Source organism: Streptomyces sp. NPDC059740, assembly GCF_042733155.1.
GTDB lineage: Bacteria > Actinomycetota > Actinomycetes > Streptomycetales > Streptomycetaceae > Streptomyces.
This window is the reverse complement of sequence record NZ_JBHWGP010000021.1, coordinates 26,498-46,660: the sequence shown is the minus strand read 5'-3', so window position 1 is coordinate 46,660 and position 20,163 is coordinate 26,498. Positions and strand designations below refer to the sequence as shown.

Genomic DNA, 20,163 nt, shown 5'->3' with positions numbered 1-20,163 from the left:
GGCCTCGGCGAGCGGCGCGGCGGCCTCAGTCGCGGGGAGCCAGCGTCCGCTCGCCGTCCCGTACGGTGATCGCCATGGCCGGGCAGGAGTCCGCCGCGTCCAGGGCCCGCTCGTCCGGTTCGATGGCTCCCTGCCGGGGGCGGGCCCGCACACCCTCCAGGGTGAAGAGGTCGGGGGCGATGCCCGCGCAGATGCCCGAGCCCATACAGCTGCGGCCGTCCACCTCCGCCGTCCACGTCACGGTGCTCACCACCCCACCGGCATCTCGCGCGGCCCGCGCACCAGCATCTGCTGCTTCCACACCACGTCCCCCGCCAGACGCAGCCCCGGGAACCTGGCCAGCAGCCCGGCCAGCGCCTCCTGGAGCTCCATCCTCGCCAACGGCGCGCCCAGGCAGTGGTGGACGCCGTGTCCGAAGCCCAGGTGCTGCACCTCCTGCCGGCCGACGTCCAGCCGGCCCGGCTCCGCGAAGCGCAGGGCGTCCCGGTTGGCGGCGCCGACAGCGACCAGCACCGGTTCCCCCGCCCGTACCAGGGTGCCGCCCACCTCCACGTCGGCCGTGGCGTACCGCGGGAAGGACGCCCCCGCGCCCAGCGGCACGAAGCGCATCAGCTCCTCGACGGCGCCGTTCACGAGAGCGGGATCGGCCTGGAGCCGCGCCCACTGGTCCGGGTGGTCCAGCAGTGCGTACACGAAGTTGGGGATCTGGCTGGCGGTGGTCTCGTGGCCGGCGACCAGGATCGCGATGCACAGGTCCACCAGTTCCTGCTCGCTGAGCCGGTCCCCGACGTCCCTCGCCTCGATGAGAGCGGTCATCAGGTCCTCGCGCGGCCGGACGCGCCGCTCGGCGATGAGGCCGGACAGGTAGGCGATCAGCTCCTCCCGGTTCGCCTGCATCTCCTCCTGCGTCAGCGAACTGGTCGACAGGGCCGCGTCACTCCACACCCGGAACCGCGGGCGGTCCTCCTCCGGCACCCCCAGCAGCCGGCAGATGACGGCGACGGGCAGCGGCAGCGCGAACGTCTCGACCAGATCGGCCGGCGGGCCCGCCTCCTCCATCGCGTCCAGCAGCTCCCTGACCAGCTCCCGCACCGCCGGCCGCATCCGCTCGACCTGGCGGACCGTGAACGCCTTGGTGACCAGCGTGCGCAGCCGCGTGTGGTCGGGCGGGTCCATGCTCAGGATGCCGCTGTCGATCCGGCCCTCGTTGTGGCGGGGCTCGTCCCGGCGGGAGGCCTCGGCACGGCTGAACCGCTGGTCGCCCAGGACCAGTCGGGCGTCGGCCCACCGGGTCGCCAGCCAGGCCGGCTCCCCGTGCGGCATCTGCACGCGCAGCAGGCCCGGCGCCTGAAGTGCCGCGGTGTACGCCTCGGCGAGGTCGAGCCCGCCGGACTCGTTGAACGGGTAGGCCGCAGGGGCCAGGGGGTTCTCCTCGAGCGCGGTCACGAGCTCTCCCTCCGGGTGGTCGGACGCCCGCTCACCGTAGGTTCGCCCCCCGCCCCGCACAACGGCGCCCACCCGCCGCCGCCCGCCGACCGACGCGGTTCGGCCACCGGCCTGCGGTGCGGCCGCGCCCGTCCGGACCGTCGGACGTGGCGTGGCCGGTGTCCGCAGGGCCGGCGAGGCCCGGCGGAAGGGGGCCGAAACCACCCGGTGTTCAGGCGCCGGGACCGAACGCCGCGTGCAGGAAGGCGAGCTGCTTGACGAGGTGGTCGCTCTCCCCGCCCTCGTGGCCGTTGAACGGATAGACCTCGATGCGCTTCTCTGCGGCGTAGGAGTGGTACGCGGCGTAGACCGTAGAGGGCGGACAGGTGGTGTCCATGAGACCCACCCCGAACAGGGCGGGAGCGGTGGCCCGCGCCGCGTGGTGGACCGCGTCGAAGTACGACAGGGTCTCGAACGCGATTCCGGTCAGCGCCCGGTTCACCTTCAGGTAGCCCGCGACCTCCAGGTACGGGCCGGTGGTGGCGATCTCGGCGCCGCGTCGCATGTGGCACAGGAAGGGCACGGACGGCGCCACCGCCACCAGGTCCGGCACCAGCCCCGCCACCGCCAGCGCCAGCCCACCGCCCTGACTGGTCCCCGCCACCGCCACCCGGGAGGCGTCCACGGCCGGGTGCGCCCGGGCCGCCTCCACCGCCCGCACCGCGTCGGCGAAGACCCGCCGGTAGTAGGCGGTCCGCGGGGAACGGATGCCCCGGGTCAGGAAACCGGGGTGGTGCGGGCCGTCCTCGCACCACTCGTCGCCGGTCGAGGAGGAGCGCCACCCGCCGCCCTGCCCCCGGACGTCGACGCCGAGGTGGGCGAAACCGGCGCAGGCGTACAGGAGCTGGTCCACCGGGAGGCCGCGTCCGCCGCCGTAACCGGGGAACTCCACCACGCACGGCAGGGGTCCGGACGCACCGGCGGGCAGCGCCAGCCAGGCGTGGACGCGGGTCCCGGCGAAACCGGTGAACTCCACGTCCTCGTGGACGACCTGGGTCAGTGGTGTCCCGACGGGAGCGAAACGCGGAGCCAGGTCGTGGGCCCGGGCCTCCGCGAGCGTCGCCGCCCAGAAGTCGTCGAAGTCCGCGGGCTCGGGCAGGGACGGCCGGTAGGCCTCAAGTGCGTCGAGCCTCATGTCGCTCAGGGGCACGCTGCCTCCTCGGTGGGCGGGACGGGACGGGCACCGACGAGCATGGCGCGCCGGTGCCGTCCCGTGCGACCCTCCGCACTACTCCTTGCGGTAGCCGTACGCCTCGCCGGCCGCGGTCGCCACCGCGTCCAGGTCCGCGCCCGTCGAGGCGGTGACCACCGCTGCCACCGCACCCTCCAGGAACGGCGCGTCCACCAGCCGCGCCCCCTCGGGCAGTTCGTCGCCCTCGGCGAGCAGCGACTTCACCGTGAGCACCGCGCTGCCGAGGTCCACCAGAACCGCCACCCCCGCCCCGCCGTCGACCTGCCGGGCGGCCTGCGTGATCAGTTCGGAGCTGGTGCCCACCGAACCGTCCTCGGTGCCGCCGGCCGCCGCCACCGGCACCGTGGTGGAGCCGCCGGCCAGCGTCCTGGCCAGCTCGGCCACCGACTCGGCGACGGAGGCGCTGTGCGAGACCAGGACCACGCCGACCAGCGCGCCGCCGCTCATCCGGCCACCTCCGCGAGCGCGGCGAACAGCAGCGCCGAGGAGGCCGCCCCCGGATCGCGGTGGCCGATGCTGCGCTCCCCGAGGTAGCTGGCGCGTCCCTTGCGGGCCTGGAGCGGCTCCGTGGCCGCCGCGCCGCCCTCCGCCGCCTCGGCCGCGGCGGCGTAGGAGGTCCGCAGCCCCTCCACCGCCGGGTAGAGGGCGTCCAGCATCGTCGCGTCGCCCTGCCGGGCACCGCCGAGCTGCGCGACGGCGTCCACCGCGGTGGCCAGCGCCTCGGCCAGCTCCTCCCGCGAGACCTGCGGTGTGTCGCCCAGCGCCTTGCCGGTACGCCGCAGCAGCGTGCCGTACAGGGGGCCCGAGGCACCCCCCACCTTGGACACCAGTCGGCGGCCCGCGCCGGTCAGCACCTCACCGGGCGTGGCGGGTTGCTCGGCCGCCAGGGCCTCGGTGACGGCGGCGAAGCCGCGGCGCAGGTTGCCGCCGTGGTCCGCGTCGCCGATCGGCGAGTCCAGCTCGGTGAGGCGGTCCTCCTCCCGTTCGACGTACGCGGCGCAGGCCGTCATCCAGCGGACGAGGGCTGCGGTGTCCAGGGCCGTCTCCGGCACGGTCACACTCCTTCTCGATCGAGGTCGGTGCGGCCCGCGGGCCGCGGATGGCGGCGGGGCCCGCCCGCAGGGGCCCCGCCGGGGTTCAGCGCCCCCAGCGCAGGCCCGGCGTCGCCACCGGTGCGTCCCACAGCCGTAGCATCTCCTCGTCCGCCTGGCACAGCGTCACCGAGCAGCCGGCCATGTCGAGCGAGGTGACGTAGTTGCCCACCAGCGTGCGCGCCACCGGTACCTCCCGCTCGGTCAGGCGGCGCTGCACCTCCGCGCTGAAGCCGTACAGCTCCAGCAACGGGGTGCCGCCGGTGCCGTTGACCAGCAGCAGTACCGGCCCCTCGGGCGAGAGGTCGTCCAGCACCGCGTCCACCGCGTAGTCGGCGATCTCCCGTGAGGTCATCATGGCCCGGCGCTCCCGGCCCGGCTCGCCGTGGATGCCGATGCCCAGCTCCAGCTCGTCGGCGGGCAGGTCGAAGGTGGGGGAGCCCTTGGCGGGCGTGGTGCAGGCGGTCAGCGCGACCCCGAAGCTGCGGGAGGCGGCGACCACCCGGCGGGCCACCGCCTCGACCTCCGCCAGGTCCCGCCCCTCGTCCGCGGCGGCCCCGGCGATCTTCTCCACGAACAGCGTCGCCCCGGTGCCGCGCCGCCCCGCGGTGAAGGTGGAGTCGGTCACCGCCACGTCGTCGTCGACGAGCACCGAGGCGACCCGCACCCCGTCCTCCTCGGCCAGTTCCGCCGCCATCTGGAAGTTCAGCACGTCACCGGTGTAGTTCTTCACCAGGAACAGCACGCCGCTGCCGCTGTCCACCAGGGTGGCGGCGCGCACCATCTGGTCGGGGACCGGGGAGGTGAAGACCTCACCCGGGCAGGCCGCGTCGAGCATGCCGGGACCGACGAAGCCCCCGTGCAGCGGCTCGTGTCCGCTGCCGCCGCCCGAGACCAGCGCGACCTTCCCGGCCACCGGCGCGTCGCGGCGCGCCACCACCCGGTTCTCCACCTCCACCAGAAGCTCCGGGTGGGCCGCCGCCATCCCCCGCAGCGCGTCGTCGACCACCGTCTCGGCAACGTTCATCAGCGTCTTCACGGGTTCCTCCGAGGGTTGGCTGCCCGGCCGCGGGGCGGGCCCCTTCGCGCCGCCACCACCGTGCGTACCAGTATCAACGTACAAGCGGCGCCGGTCACGCCGGAGGCGGCCACCCCGCCGCGGGGGACGCACACTGGGCGGGTGGGCCCGCACCCGTCCGGGCCGGCGGCCCGGCCCGCCGAGGCGGCACGGACGCCGCCGGAGCAGGCCCACAGCGACCCGACGCGACGTCAGGGAGGACCAGGTGACGCAGGACGAGGAACGGCAGCGCCCGCCGGAGCCGGTGCCGGAGCCGGTGCGGTGGCGGGGACGGGACGCCGGCTGGTTCGGCCCCGGCTCGGTGACCTGGCAGCTGCACAGCGATCCCGTGATGTGGATCGCCGGCGTCCGCGCGCTCTACCTCCAGGCGCTGCACCCCGGCGCCGTGCAGGGGGTGCTCCAGAACTCCGACTTCCGCCGGGACGCCTGGGGCCGGCTGCTGCGCACCGCGCGGTTCGTCGCCGCGCTCACCTACGGCCGCACCGAGGACGCCGAGGAGGCGGCGGCCCGGGTCCGCCGGGTCCACCGCCATCTGTCCTTCACCGACCCCGTCGACGGCCGGCGCCGCGGCGTCGACGAGCCCGAGCTGCTGCTGTGGGTGCACTGCGCGGAGGTCGACTCCTACCTCGCGGTCGTGCGCCGCTCCGGGCTCCCCCTCAACGACGCGCAGGCCGACGCCTACGTCCGGGAGCAGCGGGCGTCGGCCGCGCTGGTCGGCCTGGACCCCACCCTGGTGCCCGGCGACACCGCGTCCCTGGACGCCTACCTGCAGGGCGCCCTGCCCGGGTTGTCGGTCGCGGCGGGGGCGCGCGAGGTGGAGGCGTTCCTGCGGCGGCCCCCCGTCCCCCTGCCGCTGCTGCCCCTGCGCGCGACGCTGTGGCGCCACCTGTCGGGGCTGGCCTACGACACGCTGCCGCCGTTCGCCCGGGACCTCTACGGCCGCCCCTCGCCGCCGCCCGAGGTGGTGACCCGCCGCCTGCGCAGGACCGGTGCGGCCCTGCGGGCGCTTCCCGCCCGGCTCCGCTGGAGTCTGCCGCCCCGCCACATCCTGCGGGCCGTCGCACGTCTCGGCCCCGGCAGCCGCCCGGCCCCGGGGGCGGTGCCGGCCGTGCCGGTGCGGCACCCGTAGGGACTGAGAGCCGCCGTCGGGCGGGCCGGTCGAGCAGCTTCCTCGCCCTCTGGCCAGAGGTCTCACGGCGTGCTACCAAGAAACATGTCGAAGCGGACCAGCTATGACGTCGTGATCGTCGGCGGCGGACACAACGGCCTGGTGGCCGCGGCCTACCTGGCGCGCGCCGGCCGCAGCGTCCTCGTCCTGGAACGGCTCGGCCACACCGGAGGGGCCGCGGTGTCCGCCCGCGTCTTCCCGGGCGTGGACGCCCGTCTCTCCCGCTACTCCTACCTCGTCAGCCTCCTGCCCCGGAAGATCGTCGACGACCTCGGACTGCGGTTCGCGGTACGGCGACGGGCCGTCCACTCCTACAGCGCCGCCTCCCGCGAGGCCGGGACGGGCCTCCTCGTCAGCCGGGACCCCGCCCGCACCAGGGAGTCCTTCCACCGGCTGACCGGCGACGACCGCGAGTACGAGGCCTGGAAACGGTTCTCGGCCATGACCGGGCGGGTGGCCGAACGGGTCTTCCCCACCCTCACCGAACCGCTGCCCGACCGCGAAGCACTGCGCACCCGCATCGACGACGAGGACACCTGGCAGGCCCTGTTCGAACGACCGCTGGGAGAGGTGCTGGAGCAGACCTTCTCCGACGACCTGGTCCGCGGCACCGTCCTCACCGACGCCCTCATCGGCACCTTCAGCCACGCCCACGACCCCTCGCTGGCCCAGAACCGGTGCTTCCTCTACCACGTCATCGGCGGCGGCACCGGCGACTGGGACGTCCCGCTGGGCGGCATGGGAGCCCTCACCGAGGCACTCACCACCGCCGCCCGTGCCGCCGGGGCGCACCTGACCACCCGGGCCGAGGTGACCGGGGTGGCCACCGACGGCACGACCGCCGAGGTCACCTGCGCCGACGGCACCGTCGTGGCGGCCCGCACGGTGCTCCTGAACGCCGCCCCGCAGACCCTGTCCGGGCCGGCGGCGGCAGACCGGACACCCGCTCCCGAAGGCGCCCAGCTCAAGGTCAACATGGTGCTGACCCGCCTGCCGCGGCTGCGGGACCCGCACGTCGACCCGCGCGAGGCCTTCGGCGGGACCTTCCACCTCGCCGAGGGGTACGCGGAGTTGGAGGCCGCCTACCGCGAGGCCACGGCCGGCCGGACGCCGGCCGTCCCACCGGCCGAGCTGTACTGCCACTCCCTCACCGACCCCTCCGTCCTCGGCCCCGGTCTGGTGCGCGCCGGCTACCAGACGCTCACCCTCTTCGGCCTGCACGCCCCCGCCAGGCTCTTCACCGACGACCCCGACGCCACCCGGGAACACCTGCTGACCGCCGTCACCGCACAGCTCGAACGCCACCTGGCGGAACCGCTCGCCGACGTCCTCGCCACCGACCGCGAGGGCCGCCCCTGCCTGGAGGCGGCCGGCCCGCACGACCTGGAGCGGGACCTGCGCCTGCCCGGCGGCCACATCTTCCACGGCCCGCTGGCCTTCCCCCACCTGTCCCCCGGGCAGCCGGCGGACGACGAGGGGGCCACGGCCGCCGCACGCCGCTGGGGCGTGGCCACCGACCACCCGAACGTGTTGCTGTGCGGGGCCGCGGCGGTGCGCGGCGGCGGCGTCAGCGGCATCGGCGGCCACAACGCCGCCATGGCGGTGCTGGAGACCCCCTGACGGGCCCTCAGGAGTCCGGCCGGGACCTTGAGGCCGGGCGCGTCCGGGACACGCAGGCGTGGCCGGACGAGCGGCGGCGGATGCCCGGACGCCCGACCGGGACGCCGGGAGCGGTGGATCGACCGGGACGCCGGGAGTGGTGGGCCGACCGGGACGCGGGAGTGGTGGGGCGACCGGGACGCCGGGAGCGGTGGGCCGACCGGAGCCTCGGGAGCGGCAGGTCGTCAGGAACGCCGGGCAGGGCGGTCCACCGGGTGCCGGCGCGGCAGCACCGTCCGTTGTCAGGGGTGCCTGCGATCCTGAGCAGCGCCGTCCGCCACCGGGGCCCGCCCGGCGGCGCCCGCACCGACACGCCCGGAGGACGAGTGCTCACCACCCCCTACGTATCCGGTTCGCCCAGCTGGGCCGACCTGTCAGCGCCCGACGTCGATGCCGCCGCGGCCTTCTACGGCACCGTCCTGGGCTGGGAGTTCCGCTCCGCCGGGCCGGGGGCGGGCGGCTACGGCTTCTTCGAACTCGGCGGCCGCATCGTCGCCGCGGTGGCACCCCTGACGGAGGAGGGCGCCCCCGCCGCCTGGACGCTCTACTTCCAGTGCGAGGACGCGGACGCCACCGCCGCGGCCGTCACCCGGGCCGGCGGCACGGTCCGCTCAGCCCCCAGGGACGTCTTCACCGCCGGGCGCACGGCCGCCCTCACCGACCCGACCGGCGCCCGCTTCGCCGTCTGGCAGCCGGGCGACCGCAAGGGCCTGGACGTCGTGGCGGAGCCCGGAGCGCTCACCTGGGTGGAGCTCTACACCACCGACGCCCCGGCCGCCCGCGACTTCTACCACGAGGTGTTCGCCTGGGAGGTCCGCCAGACGCCGGTCGGCGACTTCAGCGCCTACTTCGTGGCCTCGCCCGCCGGCAGCACCGCTGAGAAGGCCCACGCCGGACTGCTGCAACTCCAGCAGGAGCACCTCGACCACGGCTCACGCTCCGAGTGGCACCCCTACTTCGCCACCACCGACTGCGACGCCTCGGTCGGCAGGGCCACCCAGGCGGGGGCCACCGTCATCATTCCCCCGATGGAGGCCCCCGGCATCGGACGTCTGGCCATGCTCCTCGACCCCTCCCAGGCCACCTTCGCGCTCCTCACCCCGGCCGCCGGCTGACCGGCGTCCGGCCGAACCGGTGGCCCCACCCGGCCCGGCGACGCGTGCGCCGGGCCGCCGCCGGGTAGGCACCGCGCCATGAGCGACGTGCGGACGGTACGGATCGACGGCAGGGAACTGGCCTACCGGACATGGGGGGAGGCGGGCGCCCCGCCCCTGGTCCTCGCCCACTGCCTGGGCGAGGACGGCGAGGACTGGCGCGGCGTCGCCGGCCGGCTCGCCACCACCCACCAGGTCTTCGCCCCGGACCTCAGCGGCCACGGCGCCAGCACGTTCCACGGCTCCTACTCCTTCGAAGGCTGGCGGGACGACCTGGCCGGTTTCGTCGCGGCCCTCGACCTCGCCCCGGTCGCCCTCGTCGGCCACTCGCTCGGCGCCCTCGCCGCCCTGCTGCTCGCCGCCGACGCCCCCGAGACCGTCTCCCGCCTCGTCCTGGAGGAGTCGCCCTCGCCGCTGCCCGCGGACCCGCCCCAACAGGTGCCGCAGAAACCCTCCGGGCCGCTCCCCTTCGACTGGCGGGCCAAGGAGGCCGTCGTCGCCGAGCGCAACGCCCCCGACCCGCGCTGGTGGGACGCCGTCAAGGGCGTCACCGCCCCCACCCTCGTCATCGCGGGCGGGGAGGGCAGCCACCTGCCCCAGGACCGGATGGCCGAACTCGCCGCACGCATCCCGGACGGCAGGCTGGCCACCGTCGAGGGCGCAGGCCACCTCGTCCACGAGGAGCGGCCCGGCGAGTACCTCGACCTCGTGTGCGCGTTCCTCACCGGATGAGGACGGACGGGCCGGTACCCGGCAAGGCCCCGACACCCCGGGAGAACGGAGCGACTGTGGCACCGAGGACCAGTCGGGAGGACCGGCTCAAGGCCGGGCGGCGGTCCGGCCGAGACCTCGGGCAGCAGGCCCGAGGACAGGTACGGCAGCAGGCCGCGCGACAGGGTCGCGCGCACGGCCCGGGCCCGGTGGCCCGCCGTCACCGCCCGGCCCGCACGCTGGGTGTGGCCCTCACGGCGGCGCTCTGGCTCGCCGTGACCGCCCCCGGCCCGGCACCCGCAGCAGCCGCGGCGATCCCGGGGCGGCCCCCGTCGCCCGCTCCTGCCACCGCGGGCCGGGCGCACTCCGCAGCCCCGGCCGCCGCCGTCACCACGGCCGGCACGGCCGGCGTCCGCCGCGAACCCGGGCAGGCGCTGGGGGCGGTGACGCGGTGGTCGGCCGACCGCCTGGCGGTGGGCGACCTGGTGGCCGCAGCCAAGTGGCACACCGGCCGCCCCGTGGCCGACCCGGCCCGCGAGCGCGTGGTGCTGGACGCCGCCGCCGACCGGGCTGCGGCTGCCGGCCTCGACCCCGACCGGGCGCGGGCCGTCGCCCGCGACCAGATCGAGGCCGGGAAGAGCGTGCAGCGGGCCCTGCTGCGCCACTGGCGGCGCCACCCGTCGCACGCCCCCGCCGACCGACCCGACCTCGCCGTCCTCCGTACCCGCATCGACCGGGCCGACCGGGAGCTGACGCGGGCCCTGGCCGACTCGACACCGCTGCGGACGTCGGCCGCCTGCCGGCCGCTCCTCACCGCCGACCTCACCCGTACCCGGCTCGTGCGGCAGTGGGACGCCGTGCACTACCGGGCCCTCGTCCACGCCCTCGCCTCCGTCTGCGAACCACCGCCGCACCCCCCGGCGCCCGCGGGCTCCGGCGGAACCACGCGATAGCCGTCCCGGCCGGGGACCGACGGGCGGCGGGCCGTCTCCCGGGTGCCTCGGCGGCCACGCCAAAGCCTTCGCCCCGCACCGGCAGGAGGCCGACCGCGCCGTGCACCGCGGACGGCGGGGAGCGGGCGGGCGGCTCCGGCCTCCCCGGGCGGGCGGCCCCCGCCGGACACCGCCGGCGGCCACGTACGATGGCTGCATGTCCTTCCTCCGCCGTCGCCAAGCCGCCACCCCAGCCGGGCCCGACTTCGACGTCCTCGCCATGGACCCCGGGGACTGGCCGGGCAACCTGGGCGCCGGACTCCTGCCCGGGGAGGACGGCAGCTGCCAGGGCGTCTTCCTGCGGTACGACCTCTTCGGCGGTCGTGGTCCCGCCATGGTCATCGGCAACCTCCCCGAGGGGTCCCCGGCCCGGGAGCTGCCGGAGGGCCAGGTGCCGTTCGAGGTCGGGCAGCTCCTCGCGGCACTGGAGAACGACGAGCCGGTGAGCGTCGTCGAGGTCGAGGACGTCCCCGTCATGCACCAGGACAACCTCCTCATCGTGCGCCGCGTGAAGTGCTCCGAAGGCCGCATCTCCTGCGCGCAGTTCGACCGCAGTGACGGCGTGCAGGTCACCATCGCGAGCTGGGACCGGCCCATCACCGACGACCTGTACGCGCTGCTGAAGCCGCTGCCGGCGGAGATGTTCCAGACCTGATCCCCACCGCCGGCGTCCCCCGCGCCGACGGACGTCCGCCGGCCGGCCGCCCGCCCGGGGGCTCCCTGCGGATGCCGCGGCTCACCCCGGGCGGCTCCGCGCGACGGGCGGAAAACGGCCCCGGCGAACACGCCGGCGTCAGGTGCACACGGTGCCGGTCACGGCCGTGGTGAGCCGGTGGCGACGGCGGCGGGAGGGCACCACGCCGGCCCGGTCGACCCACCCGGACCGGCGCAGCCGAAGCGTTCAGCGACGTGAGGAGTGCAGTACCACGTCGGCCGCGCGCACGTAGGCCACCCGGTGCCCTAGCTGGACCTCGTAGTACGTGTCCTTGCCGTGCACCACGGTGTGCTGCGAGACGTCGAAGGTGGGCGCGTAGAGGTAGTCGGCGCTCACCCTGCCCCCCACCACGTAGCTCTGCCCCGGCAGGATGCGGTACGGCAGCGGGCTCACCGCCTGCACCGGGACGCCCTGCGGGTAGGCGGACGCCTCCGGGTAGGCGCGGCCGTACACCGGGACCTGGCTCAGCCCCGGCCTGGGGCTCAGCAGCCTCCCGGCGGTCGGTACGGCCGTGGGTGCGCTACGCGGGTTGTGGAACCACGCCTTCTGCCCCAGGTACCAGACGGCGGTCCAGTCCCCGCGCCGCTCGGCCACCGCGTACTGCTGACCGGTCGTGGCCCGGGCGCCCACGTCGTTGACGTCGCTCGTCGAGGGGGAGCCGTCCGGGTGCAGCCCCAGGTCCTGTACCAGCGGAGCGGACTCCCGGGGTTCCGTGCGGAGCATCACCGCCGCAGCGCCGTGCGGGGCACAAGGTTGGCCGGCCTTCTCACAGCCGGTGTACGCGGGCTTGTTCGCCGAGTAGTCGGGACGGATGGTGACCACCTGGGAGCGGGGCCCGGCCGAGGCGTGGAACGGCCTGCCCAGCAGGGTGAAGTAGTGCGCCCAGTCCCAGTACGGGCCCGGGTCGGTGTGCATCCCCGAGACCGTGGCGGCCGTGGTGCCCGGCACGTTGTCGTGGCCCAGGATGTGCCGGCGGTCCAGCGGGATGTCGTAGCGGTCCGCCAGGTAGCGGACCAGCCGGGCGGAGGCCCGGTACATCGACTCCGTGAACCAGGCGTCGGGGGCGGCGAGGAACCCCTCGTGCTCGATCCCGATTGAGTGCGCGTTGACGTACCAGTTTCCTGCGTGCCACGCCACGTCCTTCGTCGGCACGTGCTGCGCCACCAGGCCGTCGGCCGAACGGATCGTGTAGTTCCACGACACATAGGTTGGGTCCTTGATCAGTTTGAGCGTCGTCTCCCAGGAGCCCTCGGTGCTGTGGATGACGATGGAGTCGATGCTCTCGTCCTTCGGCCGGTCCGCCTTGTCGTGGTTGCCGTAGTCGCCGTCACCGAACTCCGCGTAGGGGGCGGGGACCGCCTCGCAGGTCAGGTGGCGGGGGCACTCCAGCGGCAGCTCCGCATCGGCGGCGGTGGCAGCGGTCGCGGCGGCCGGGCGGGCTCCTGCGGCAGTGCCGGCCCGTGCTGCGGGGGCGGTCGCCTGCGCGGGGTCCGGGGTGAGGCCCGGGGAGGCGGTGAGGCGCACCCGCTGCCCCGCGTCCGTCGTCCTGGCGGCCCCGGTGCGCAGGACCTCGTACACGTCGTCCGCGAAGCCCGTCGCGGCCTGGCCGCCGTCCGGGTCCGCGTAGTGGGCCACCGCGGCGTACCAGCGGGCCGGATCGGCACTCGCCGGCAGGCCGAGCCGGCGCTGTTCGGCGGCGAGCAGCGCCGCCCCGCCGCTGACGTTGGCCGACGGGTCGGTGCGGAGGGCCTGCGCGGGGAGGCCGGTGAGGGCGGCGGCGCGCGGCAGAGTGGTCAGCCTCGCCGGTAGTCGGGCGGGGGCGGCGGCGCGGGTGCGCGAGGCGGGCTGGACCGCCGGCCGCTGCGGCCGGGCGGCATCGCCCCGACCGGCCACCACGTCCTGAGCCAGGTCCCCGCCCGGCGCGACGGCGGTTGCCGCGTCGCGGACGAGTGCGGCGCGGGCGTCGGTGAGGTGGAGGGGGCCGTACCCGCCCGAGACGCTGGGGGCCCCACCGTGGTCGTCCCACCGCGACTCCAGGTAGGCGACGCCCAACAGGACGTCGACCGGCACGTGGTAACGGGCGGCGGCCGCGCTGAACGCCCGCTGGAGCGACCCGGAGTCGGGCTGCCCGGCCGTGGCGGACGGCACGGCCGCCACCAGCGAGCTGAGCAGTGCGGCTGCCGCGAGGGCCGTCACCGCCCGGCGGGGTGCTGCGGGGCGGGAATGGCGCGGAGGACGGTACGGGGCGGTGAAGGCGGAGCGTCGCGAGTTGGGCAAGGCAGCCTCCTCAGACCGGCGCGGCCCGGCAGCCCGACGTGCGCCACCGGCCGTACGGGGCGGAATCCGCCTATGGCTATCGCCTGGCCGACGATCCGTCAATGCTCCGCAACCGCCGCGTCGCCGACACCACCGGTCCGGCACACCGACCGCCGCCTCCGCGCCTCAGGGCCCTCCCCCGCAGGGAGCCCCTGACCGCACGCTGCCGCCGTGCCTGCCCGGGTCGCGGCCGGGTGCCGCGACCCGCCCGGGCAGCGGGGTCAGCGGGTGCCGACCGCTGCACGCACCGCACGGCGCGCGAGCTGGCAGTCGTCGTGCAGACGCCGGAGCAGCAGGCGCTGTTCCTCGCCGACCGTCGGCCCGGCCGGCTGCCCCCCGGCAGCCGGCGGGACCGCGTCCTGCTCCCGCATGGTCCGCTGTACGGCGCTCTCGTACCGGCGGATCTCCCGGGTGAGCACGAGCATGAGGTTGACGAGGAAGGCGTCGCGGGCGGCCTGCCCCTGAGCCTGGGCCAGCTGGCTGATCTGACGGCGGGCCCCCGGCGCCTCACCGAGCACCGACCAGAGCGTGGCCAGGTCGTAGCCCGGCAGGTACCAGCCGGCGTTGTCCCAGTCGAGCAGTACCGGACCCGCCGGGGAGAGCAGGAGGTTGTTGAGCAGCGCGTCGCCGTGGCAGAACTGGCCCTGTGCGCCGCCGAGTCCGCGCAGCAACTGGTGCAGGTCGTCCAGGTCGCGGTCGGTGAGCAGCCCGAGGTCGTGGTACCGGCTGATGCGGCCGGGGTAGTCCAGCGGTGCGTCGAAGAGGCCGGCCGGGGGACGCCACTGGTTGAGCTGGCCGAGCACCCCGAGCGCGGTGCGGACGTCCGTCTGCGAGGGCGCCGTGCTCGGGTGGCGCTGGACCGAGACCACTCTGCCCGGCACCCGCTCCACGACCAGCGTGCAGCTGTCCGGGTCGGCCGCCACCAGACGCGGCACCCGGACCGGCGGGCGGTGGCGCACGAAGGCACGGTAGGCGGCTATCTCCTGCCGGAAGCTCTCCTGCCAGGCCGGCGAGGTGTCCAGCAGGCACTTGGCCACCGCGGAGGCGCGCCCCGTGGTGCCCACCAGGAGCACCGCCACGCCGCCCCGCCGCAGCGCCTGCACCGGGTGGAACTCGGGGCAGACCCGCTGCACCGCGCCGATGGCGGCCCGCAGTTGGGCCCCGTGCGGTCCGGAGAGGTCGAGCTTGCCGCTCACGGGGTTTCCGCTCTGGGCCGGGCCCCGGCGTGGCCGACCGCCGAGGCCGGGAAGGGCGGCGCCCGGGGCGACGGCGGCGGCCGGCGAGCCGGGGGAGGGGGACAGGTACGGGCCGCTGCCGGGCCGGCGCGGACGGTACTGCCGGATCGGGGCGGCCACGGCGGGCGATGCTGCGTACATGAGTGAGACAGATCCCTTCGTGTGCCGACGGTCGGTGAGTGCTCCGAACCCCGGCCGGTGGCTGCCGGTACCGCGGGTGACGGGGGTGTGGCGCTCACCGGGACGCCGGGGTACGGAGGTTCCGTCCCCGGAGGTGCTGTCCGGCGGTCGCCACGCCCCGGCGGCCCGCCGCGCCCGCCGCACGGGGAGGGGTGTGCGGGGCGGCGGTCCGCGCCCTTGGTGGTGGTGTCACCGCTGAACACACCCTGGGGAGTGCGCTCGCGGCACCGGGTCGGGGGTCGCAGATCTACAGAACAGCGGTCCATGGGTGGCAGACCACGTGGCGCACCCTGGCGAACCCTGGCGAATGTCCCCAGCCCCTGTCAGCGGCGGTTACTGTCAACCCAGTCGAGGAACCTGGGGGCTTGACGTGGACAGAGAGCCGAACACCCGTCTCGCGGACCTCTTCGGCATGGCCGGGTGGTCCAAGGGGGAACTGGCGCGACTGGTCAACCGGCAGGCGGCGGCCATGGGCCACCCCCAGCTGGCGACCGACACCTCACGGGTGCGCCGCTGGATCGACCTCGGCGAGAGCCCCCGTGACCCCGTGCCACAGGTGTTGGCGACCTTGTTCACCGAGCGTCTCGGCCGTGTCGTAACCACCGAGGACCTGGGGTTCGCGGGTTCCGGGCGTGCAGGGAGAGCGCAGGCCGTCGGCGGTCTGCCGTGGGCGCCGGAGCGGACCGCAGCGGTCCTCACGGAATTCACGGGAATGGACCTCATGCTCAACCGACGCGGCGTGGTGGGTGCCGGAGCGGCACTCACCGCCGGCTCCGTGATCAGCGGCGCCCTCACCGACTGGCTGCACACCGACCCGTCCCCCCACGCGGACCTCGCGGCCCGCACCGGCCCCGCCGGCCTGCCGGGCGGCGCCGACCGCTACGAGGCCGCGCCGGTCGGCGCGGAGGAGATCGACGCGCTGGAGCACTCCGTCGAGGTCTTCCGCCGCTGGGACGCCTCCCGTGGCGGAGGCCTGCAACGCAAGGCGGTGGTCGGCCAGCTCAACGAGGTGGGGGGCATGCTCACCTACCACCACCCCGACCACCTCCAGCGCCGCCTGTGGGCCGTCGCCGCCAACCTCGCGGTGCTCGCCGGGTGGATGTCCCACGACGTGGGCCTGGAGCCCACCGCGCAGAAGTACTTCGTCATCGCCGTGCACGCCGCCCGGGAGAGCGGGGACCGGCCCCGCGCCGGCGAGGCGCTGTCCCGCGCCGCCCGCCAGATGGTCCACCTCGGCCGTCCCGACGAGGCCCTGGACCTCATGCGGCTCGCCCAGTCGGGCTCGGGGGAGACCACCCTGCCGCGGACCCGCGCGATGCTGCACACCGTCGAGGCCTGGGCCCAGGCGGCCAGGGGCGACGGGCGGGCGGTGCACCGCACCCTCGGCGAGGCCGAGGAGCTTTTCGTCGCCGACAGGGGCGACCTCGAACCGCCCGGCTGGATGCAGATGTTCGACGAGGCGGACCTCCACGGCATGCAGGCCCTGGCCTACCGCACCCTCGCCGACCACGACCCGCAGGCGGCGCCGCTCGCCCAGCGTCACGCCCGGCGGGCACTGGAGCTGCGCGCCCACGGCAGGCAGCGGTCGAAGATCTTCGACTACCTCTCCCTGGCCTCGGCCTGTTACCTCGCCGAGGACCCGGAACAGGCCGACTGCTACGCGCGGTTGGCGCTCGGGGCCATGGGAGAGACGTCCTCGCAGCGCACCTGGCACAGGCTGCGCCAGATGTACCGCCTCAGCGCCACCTACGCGGAGCACCCGTCGGTGCGGCAGCTACGGGAGGAGATCGCCGAGGTGCTCCCCGGCCCCGCCACCACCGCACGGGCGGCGCGTACCGCGGAGGTGTGAGACCGGCCCCCTCCCGGCGCCCGTACCGGACGGCTGGCAGGAGTGCTGGCAGGACAGCGCGTTGCCCGGCTCCCCTAGACGAGGCGACGAAGCGGCGGCCCGTGCCCCCTCAGGCCACCCGGGCGACCATCACGCAGGCGTCGTCCTCCCGGCCTGCCGCCCCGAACTCCTCCACCACCAGCCGCAGCGCGTCCTGGGCGTCCCGGCAGGAGGCGAAGCGCGGGGCCAGGGTGAGCAGGTGGTCCGCGTCGTCGAGCCCCGCACCGGGAGCCTGCGCGCGGCGTGGCACCAGACCGTCCGTGTGCAGGACCAACAGGTCCCCCGGGAGCAGGTGTTCGGTGGCCTCGTCGTAGGCGCTGCCGCCGGTCGCCCCCAGCAGGACCCCGGCCGGCGGTGTCAACACCCGGCCCGCGCCCCCACGGAAGAGGACAGGCGCCGGGTGGCCGGCCTGCGACCAGGTCAGTTCTCGGGTGGCGGGGGAGTAGAGGCAGCACAGTGCCGAGCCCAGCGCGGGCTGGGAGCCGGTCTCCAGGAGGTGGTTGAGGCAACCCAGGAGAGGACCGGGGCGTTGGCCCGCCACGGCCATGCCGCGCAGGGCGCCCAGCAGGGTCGCCATGGTCGAGGTGGCGGTGAGGCCGTGGCCCGTCAGGTCGCCGACGGTCAACAGGGCCTGTCCGTCCGGGAGGGGGAGGGCGTCGTACCAGTCGCCACCGATGAGGGCGCGGTTCTCGGCGGGGAGGTAGCGGGCGGCCACCTCCAGAGCCGTCGGGCCCGCGGCCGGAAGACGCAAGGAGCCGCGCCAGGGAGGCAGCACGCTCTCCTGCAACTCCACGGTGAGGCGGTGCCGGTCGCGGGCGCGGTCCTCCTCCCGCCGGAGGGACTCCCGGCTCTCCCGCAACGCCGACTGGCTGCGCCGCAGTGCGCTCACGTCCCGCAGGACCGCCCACATGCAGGCCGTGGAGCCGTCGTCGGCGAGCACCGGTTCGCCCGTCATGTGCACGGTGCGGACCTCGCCGCCGGGCCGCACCAGGCGGAACTCCCCGTCGATCGGCCTGCCGTCCACCAGGCAGTCGGTGACCATGGTGGCCAGCGGCGGCTGGTCCTCCACGTGGACGAGGGAGGGGAGTTCGTCGAGGGTGAGCGGGCCCTCGGCGGGATCGCGGCCCAGCACCTGGTACATCTCGGCGGACCACTGGACCTCGTCGGTGAGCAGGTTCCACTCACCGCTGCCCACGCGGCTGACCAGGGAGCCGTGGCTCACCGGTGCGGGGGTGGGCGGTGCGGGCTGCGGCTCCTGGGCCGGCTCCTCCAGGGGCAGGCCCTCGCGCAGCTGTCCGAGGTGGCCGTCGAGGTCGTCGAGCTGGTGTGCGGCGAGGTCGCACAGGGCCTGCTGCCAGCGCAGCCGCCGGTCGTCCTCGGTCTCGGCGTCGGGACGTACGGCGGCCAGCCCCCCACGCAGCCGGCGGGCCTGCGTGATGAGCGCCTCCACCGCGTCGCGCTCGGGCGGCTGGGGCGTGGATCGGTCCGCGGACACACGGGACGGCATGACGTACTCCGAAATCAGGCGGCGCCTGACCGCCGACGCGACCAGGTGGGCCAGGTCTGATGCAAAGGGCCGGGACAATGACTCTCGCACAGCTCGCTGCTGCACGGCAGGGCTTTGGCACTACCCGATACGGTGGTGACGCTGGCATATGCCATTGGCTGCGCCGGGCGTACCGGGAGGGACGCCGGAATGTATCGTTCCCCACCTACCCCCGGTTACTCCCCACGGGGCCGCCGCCACCGGCCCCGACCAGTGGGAAAGCCGCCCCGGCCGTTCCGGCCCCCCTGTACCCGGCAACAATGGGGAAGACGGAAATCCCGTTGCCAGCCCGCCCCCCGCACCGGATGCTGACCTCATGTTCGATCCAGACATAGCGCCCAGCGGCACCCTGCTCGGCCTCCTCCAGCGAGGCCGCGGCGACGGGACCCTGCACGCCCTCGCCGCCCCCCGCGGCGAGGCGCTGGCGGCTCTCGACTCCTGCGTGGCGCACGACCCGCGCCGCGACTGGCAGGTCGAGAACCGTTCCCTCTACTACGCCCGCCTCTACGTCGAGCTGGACGGCGGCCTTGAGGGAATCGAGCGCCACCTCTTCGACCCCGAGGACGCGACCGACACCCGCGAGGAGCGGACCGGTCTGGCCCTGTCGGTCCTCGGCCACCTCGCCTCCTACGGCAGGCGGTCCGCGGTGCTGCTGCTGCGCGCCTACACCGCCCGGGGCGCCAACTGGCGCTGGGCGCTGGACGAGCTGGCCCTGCACGACGACGACGCGGGACTGGCCTCGCTCGCCACCCCGGTCCTCGACCGGTTCCCCGTCACCCCCGAGGGCGACGCCGACCTCGCCGTCACCGTCCGTGACGCCTTCGAACCGCGCCCCTGGCAGCTCTGGGCGGAGGACCCGCGCCACGCGGGGCGGCTGCGGGCGGCACGCGAGCACGGCAGCTTCGACCGCTGGCAGCGCCAGCTCGGCCACCAGGGTCCGCGGCCGGGGTGGAACGTCGTCGACATCCTCCAGTGGTGCGAGGACGGCCTGCGGCGGTGCGGCGAATGGCGCTACGCGGCCGCGGCCCGCTGCCTGCTGGCGGTGGCGACGCCGCAGGACCGTCCGGTGCTGCTGGAGGCGGCCCGCAGCGGCCCGACGGGGGCCCGCGCCGCCGCCCTGCGCCACCTGGCCGACCGGAGTGACCCCGAAGCCCTCGACCTGCTCCACGCCGCCTGTGCCGACCCCGCCGCCGACAGTGAACTCCTCACCGCGGCCCTCCACACCTTCACGGGCATGCGCGGCCCCGGCGTCCTGCGGCAGGCCCGGGTCTGGGCCGCGCGCCCGGACCCGCTGGGGCTGGCGGCCTCGGCGATGCTGGCCCGCCACGGCACCCGCGGCGACGCCGTGGCGGTGCTCGCCGCCCTGCGGTGGACCGTGCGCCACCAGGGCGCGGACGCCGAGACGCTGGGCGATCTCGTGGACGGCGTCGGCCGGCTCGGCGTCCACTGCGCCGCGCCCGTCCTGCGCCACGTCTACCGCGAGACCGGCTCCTCCCGGCTGCGCGGTCGCGCCGCCGCGGCGCTCGCCGTCACCGACCCCGGCTTCCCCGCGGGCTTCGGGGTCGAGTGCCTGTGGGACTGCGAGGAGACCACCCGCGAACTCGCCGCCCGGCATGCCGCCACCGCGGACGACCGGGTCGTCGAGCAGCTCCGCCGGCTGGCGACCGACCCCGCCGAGGAGGCCGAGGTGCAGACGGCGGTGCGCAGCCGCTTCGAGCCGGACGCGACCACCGGCTGAGCCGCCCGCCGCGCC

General features: G+C 75.6%; 17 protein-coding genes. 8 read left to right on the top strand and 9 right to left on the bottom strand.

The features are described from left to right. Positions 1-25: 25 nt before the first annotated feature. The 6 genes from ACFV3R_RS22440 to dhaK all read right to left on the bottom strand — a co-directional run bounded on the left by ACFV3R_RS22440 (position 26) and on the right by dhaK (position 4,807). The gene (locus ACFV3R_RS22440) at positions 26-250 is read right to left on the bottom strand and encodes a ferredoxin (RefSeq protein ID WP_385585816.1); all 225 of its coding nucleotides are present in this window, start codon (positions 248-250) and stop codon (positions 26-28) included. Beyond that, the gene (locus tag ACFV3R_RS22435) at positions 247-1,446 is read right to left on the bottom strand and encodes a cytochrome P450 (protein WP_385585812.1); all 1,200 of its coding nucleotides are present in this window, start codon (positions 1,444-1,446) and stop codon (positions 247-249) included. Before ACFV3R_RS22435 ends, ACFV3R_RS22440 begins: the two co-directional genes overlap by 4 nt. 211 nt (positions 1,447-1,657) lie before the next feature. After that, complete coding sequence (locus tag ACFV3R_RS22430; protein WP_385585809.1) at positions 1,658-2,635, bottom strand: acetylxylan esterase; 978 nt, start codon at positions 2,633-2,635, stop codon at positions 1,658-1,660. Between the two features lie 78 nt (positions 2,636-2,713). Further along, positions 2,714-3,124, bottom strand: coding sequence for a PTS-dependent dihydroxyacetone kinase phosphotransferase subunit DhaM (locus ACFV3R_RS22425; protein WP_385585806.1), 411 nt, complete (start codon positions 3,122-3,124; stop codon positions 2,714-2,716). After that, positions 3,121-3,687 carry a dihydroxyacetone kinase subunit DhaL gene (gene dhaL, locus ACFV3R_RS22420; protein ID WP_385585959.1) on the bottom strand — a complete coding sequence of 189 codons (567 nt, stop codon included), beginning with the start codon at positions 3,685-3,687 and terminating at the stop codon, positions 3,121-3,123. Before dhaL ends, ACFV3R_RS22425 begins: the two co-directional genes overlap by 4 nt. Positions 3,688-3,814: 127 nt before the next feature. Then, positions 3,815-4,807, bottom strand: coding sequence for a dihydroxyacetone kinase subunit DhaK (gene dhaK / locus ACFV3R_RS22415; protein ID WP_385585803.1), 993 nt, complete (start codon positions 4,805-4,807; stop codon positions 3,815-3,817). Between the two features lie 295 nt (positions 4,808-5,102). Between dhaK and ACFV3R_RS22410 the strand changes: the two genes are divergently transcribed. The 6 genes from ACFV3R_RS22410 to ACFV3R_RS22385 all read left to right on the top strand — a co-directional run bounded on the left by ACFV3R_RS22410 (position 5,103) and on the right by ACFV3R_RS22385 (position 11,185). Beyond that, positions 5,103-5,975 (top strand): oxygenase MpaB family protein, encoded by an 873-nt coding sequence (locus tag ACFV3R_RS22410; RefSeq protein WP_385585956.1) that lies wholly within the window; start codon positions 5,103-5,105, stop codon positions 5,973-5,975. A gap of 84 nt (positions 5,976-6,059) precedes the next feature. Continuing rightward, on the top strand, positions 6,060-7,634 hold the full coding sequence (locus tag ACFV3R_RS22405) for a phytoene desaturase family protein (RefSeq protein WP_385585800.1): 1,575 nt from the start codon (positions 6,060-6,062) through the stop codon (positions 7,632-7,634). A gap of 365 nt (positions 7,635-7,999) precedes the next feature. Beyond that, positions 8,000-8,788 (top strand): VOC family protein, encoded by a 789-nt coding sequence (locus ACFV3R_RS22400; protein WP_385585953.1) that lies wholly within the window; start codon positions 8,000-8,002, stop codon positions 8,786-8,788. 78 nt (positions 8,789-8,866) lie between these two features. Then, the gene (locus tag ACFV3R_RS22395) at positions 8,867-9,559 is read left to right on the top strand and encodes an alpha/beta fold hydrolase (protein ID WP_385585798.1); all 693 of its coding nucleotides are present in this window, start codon (positions 8,867-8,869) and stop codon (positions 9,557-9,559) included. Positions 9,560-9,615: 56 nt separating this feature from the next. Beyond that, positions 9,616-10,491 (top strand): gamma subclass chorismate mutase AroQ, encoded by an 876-nt coding sequence (aroQ, locus tag ACFV3R_RS22390; protein ID WP_385585795.1) that lies wholly within the window; start codon positions 9,616-9,618, stop codon positions 10,489-10,491. A 196-nt stretch (positions 10,492-10,687) separates the two neighbouring features. Beyond that, positions 10,688-11,185: a hypothetical protein gene (locus tag ACFV3R_RS22385; protein WP_385585792.1), complete on the top strand. Its 498-nt coding sequence runs from the start codon at positions 10,688-10,690 to the stop codon at positions 11,183-11,185. A gap of 246 nt (positions 11,186-11,431) precedes the next feature. Here ACFV3R_RS22385 and ACFV3R_RS22380 read toward each other — a convergent pair whose 3' ends face one another. Both ACFV3R_RS22380 and ACFV3R_RS22375 read right to left on the bottom strand, forming a co-directional pair. Continuing rightward, the gene (locus tag ACFV3R_RS22380; RefSeq protein WP_385585789.1) at positions 11,432-13,522 is read right to left on the bottom strand and encodes an N-acetylmuramoyl-L-alanine amidase; all 2,091 of its coding nucleotides are present in this window, start codon (positions 13,520-13,522) and stop codon (positions 11,432-11,434) included. Between the two features lie 260 nt (positions 13,523-13,782). After that, positions 13,783-14,937, bottom strand: a complete 1,155-nt coding sequence (locus ACFV3R_RS22375) for an aminoglycoside phosphotransferase family protein (protein ID WP_385585786.1) — start codon at positions 14,935-14,937, stop codon at positions 13,783-13,785. A gap of 409 nt (positions 14,938-15,346) precedes the next feature. Between ACFV3R_RS22375 and ACFV3R_RS22370 the strand changes: the two genes are divergently transcribed. After that, positions 15,347-16,825, top strand: coding sequence for a hypothetical protein (locus tag ACFV3R_RS22370; protein ID WP_385585784.1), 1,479 nt, complete (start codon positions 15,347-15,349; stop codon positions 16,823-16,825). Between the two features lie 109 nt (positions 16,826-16,934). Here ACFV3R_RS22370 and ACFV3R_RS22365 read toward each other — a convergent pair whose 3' ends face one another. Then, entirely contained in the window at positions 16,935-18,371 is a 1,437-nt protein-coding gene (locus ACFV3R_RS22365) for a PP2C family protein-serine/threonine phosphatase (protein WP_385585781.1), read from the bottom strand. A gap of 355 nt (positions 18,372-18,726) precedes the next feature. Here ACFV3R_RS22365 and ACFV3R_RS22360 point away from each other — a divergent pair, with 355 nt between their 5' ends. Next, positions 18,727-20,148, top strand: a complete 1,422-nt coding sequence (locus ACFV3R_RS22360) for a HEAT repeat domain-containing protein (RefSeq protein WP_385585778.1) — start codon at positions 18,727-18,729, stop codon at positions 20,146-20,148. Positions 20,149-20,163: the final 15 nt, after the last annotated feature.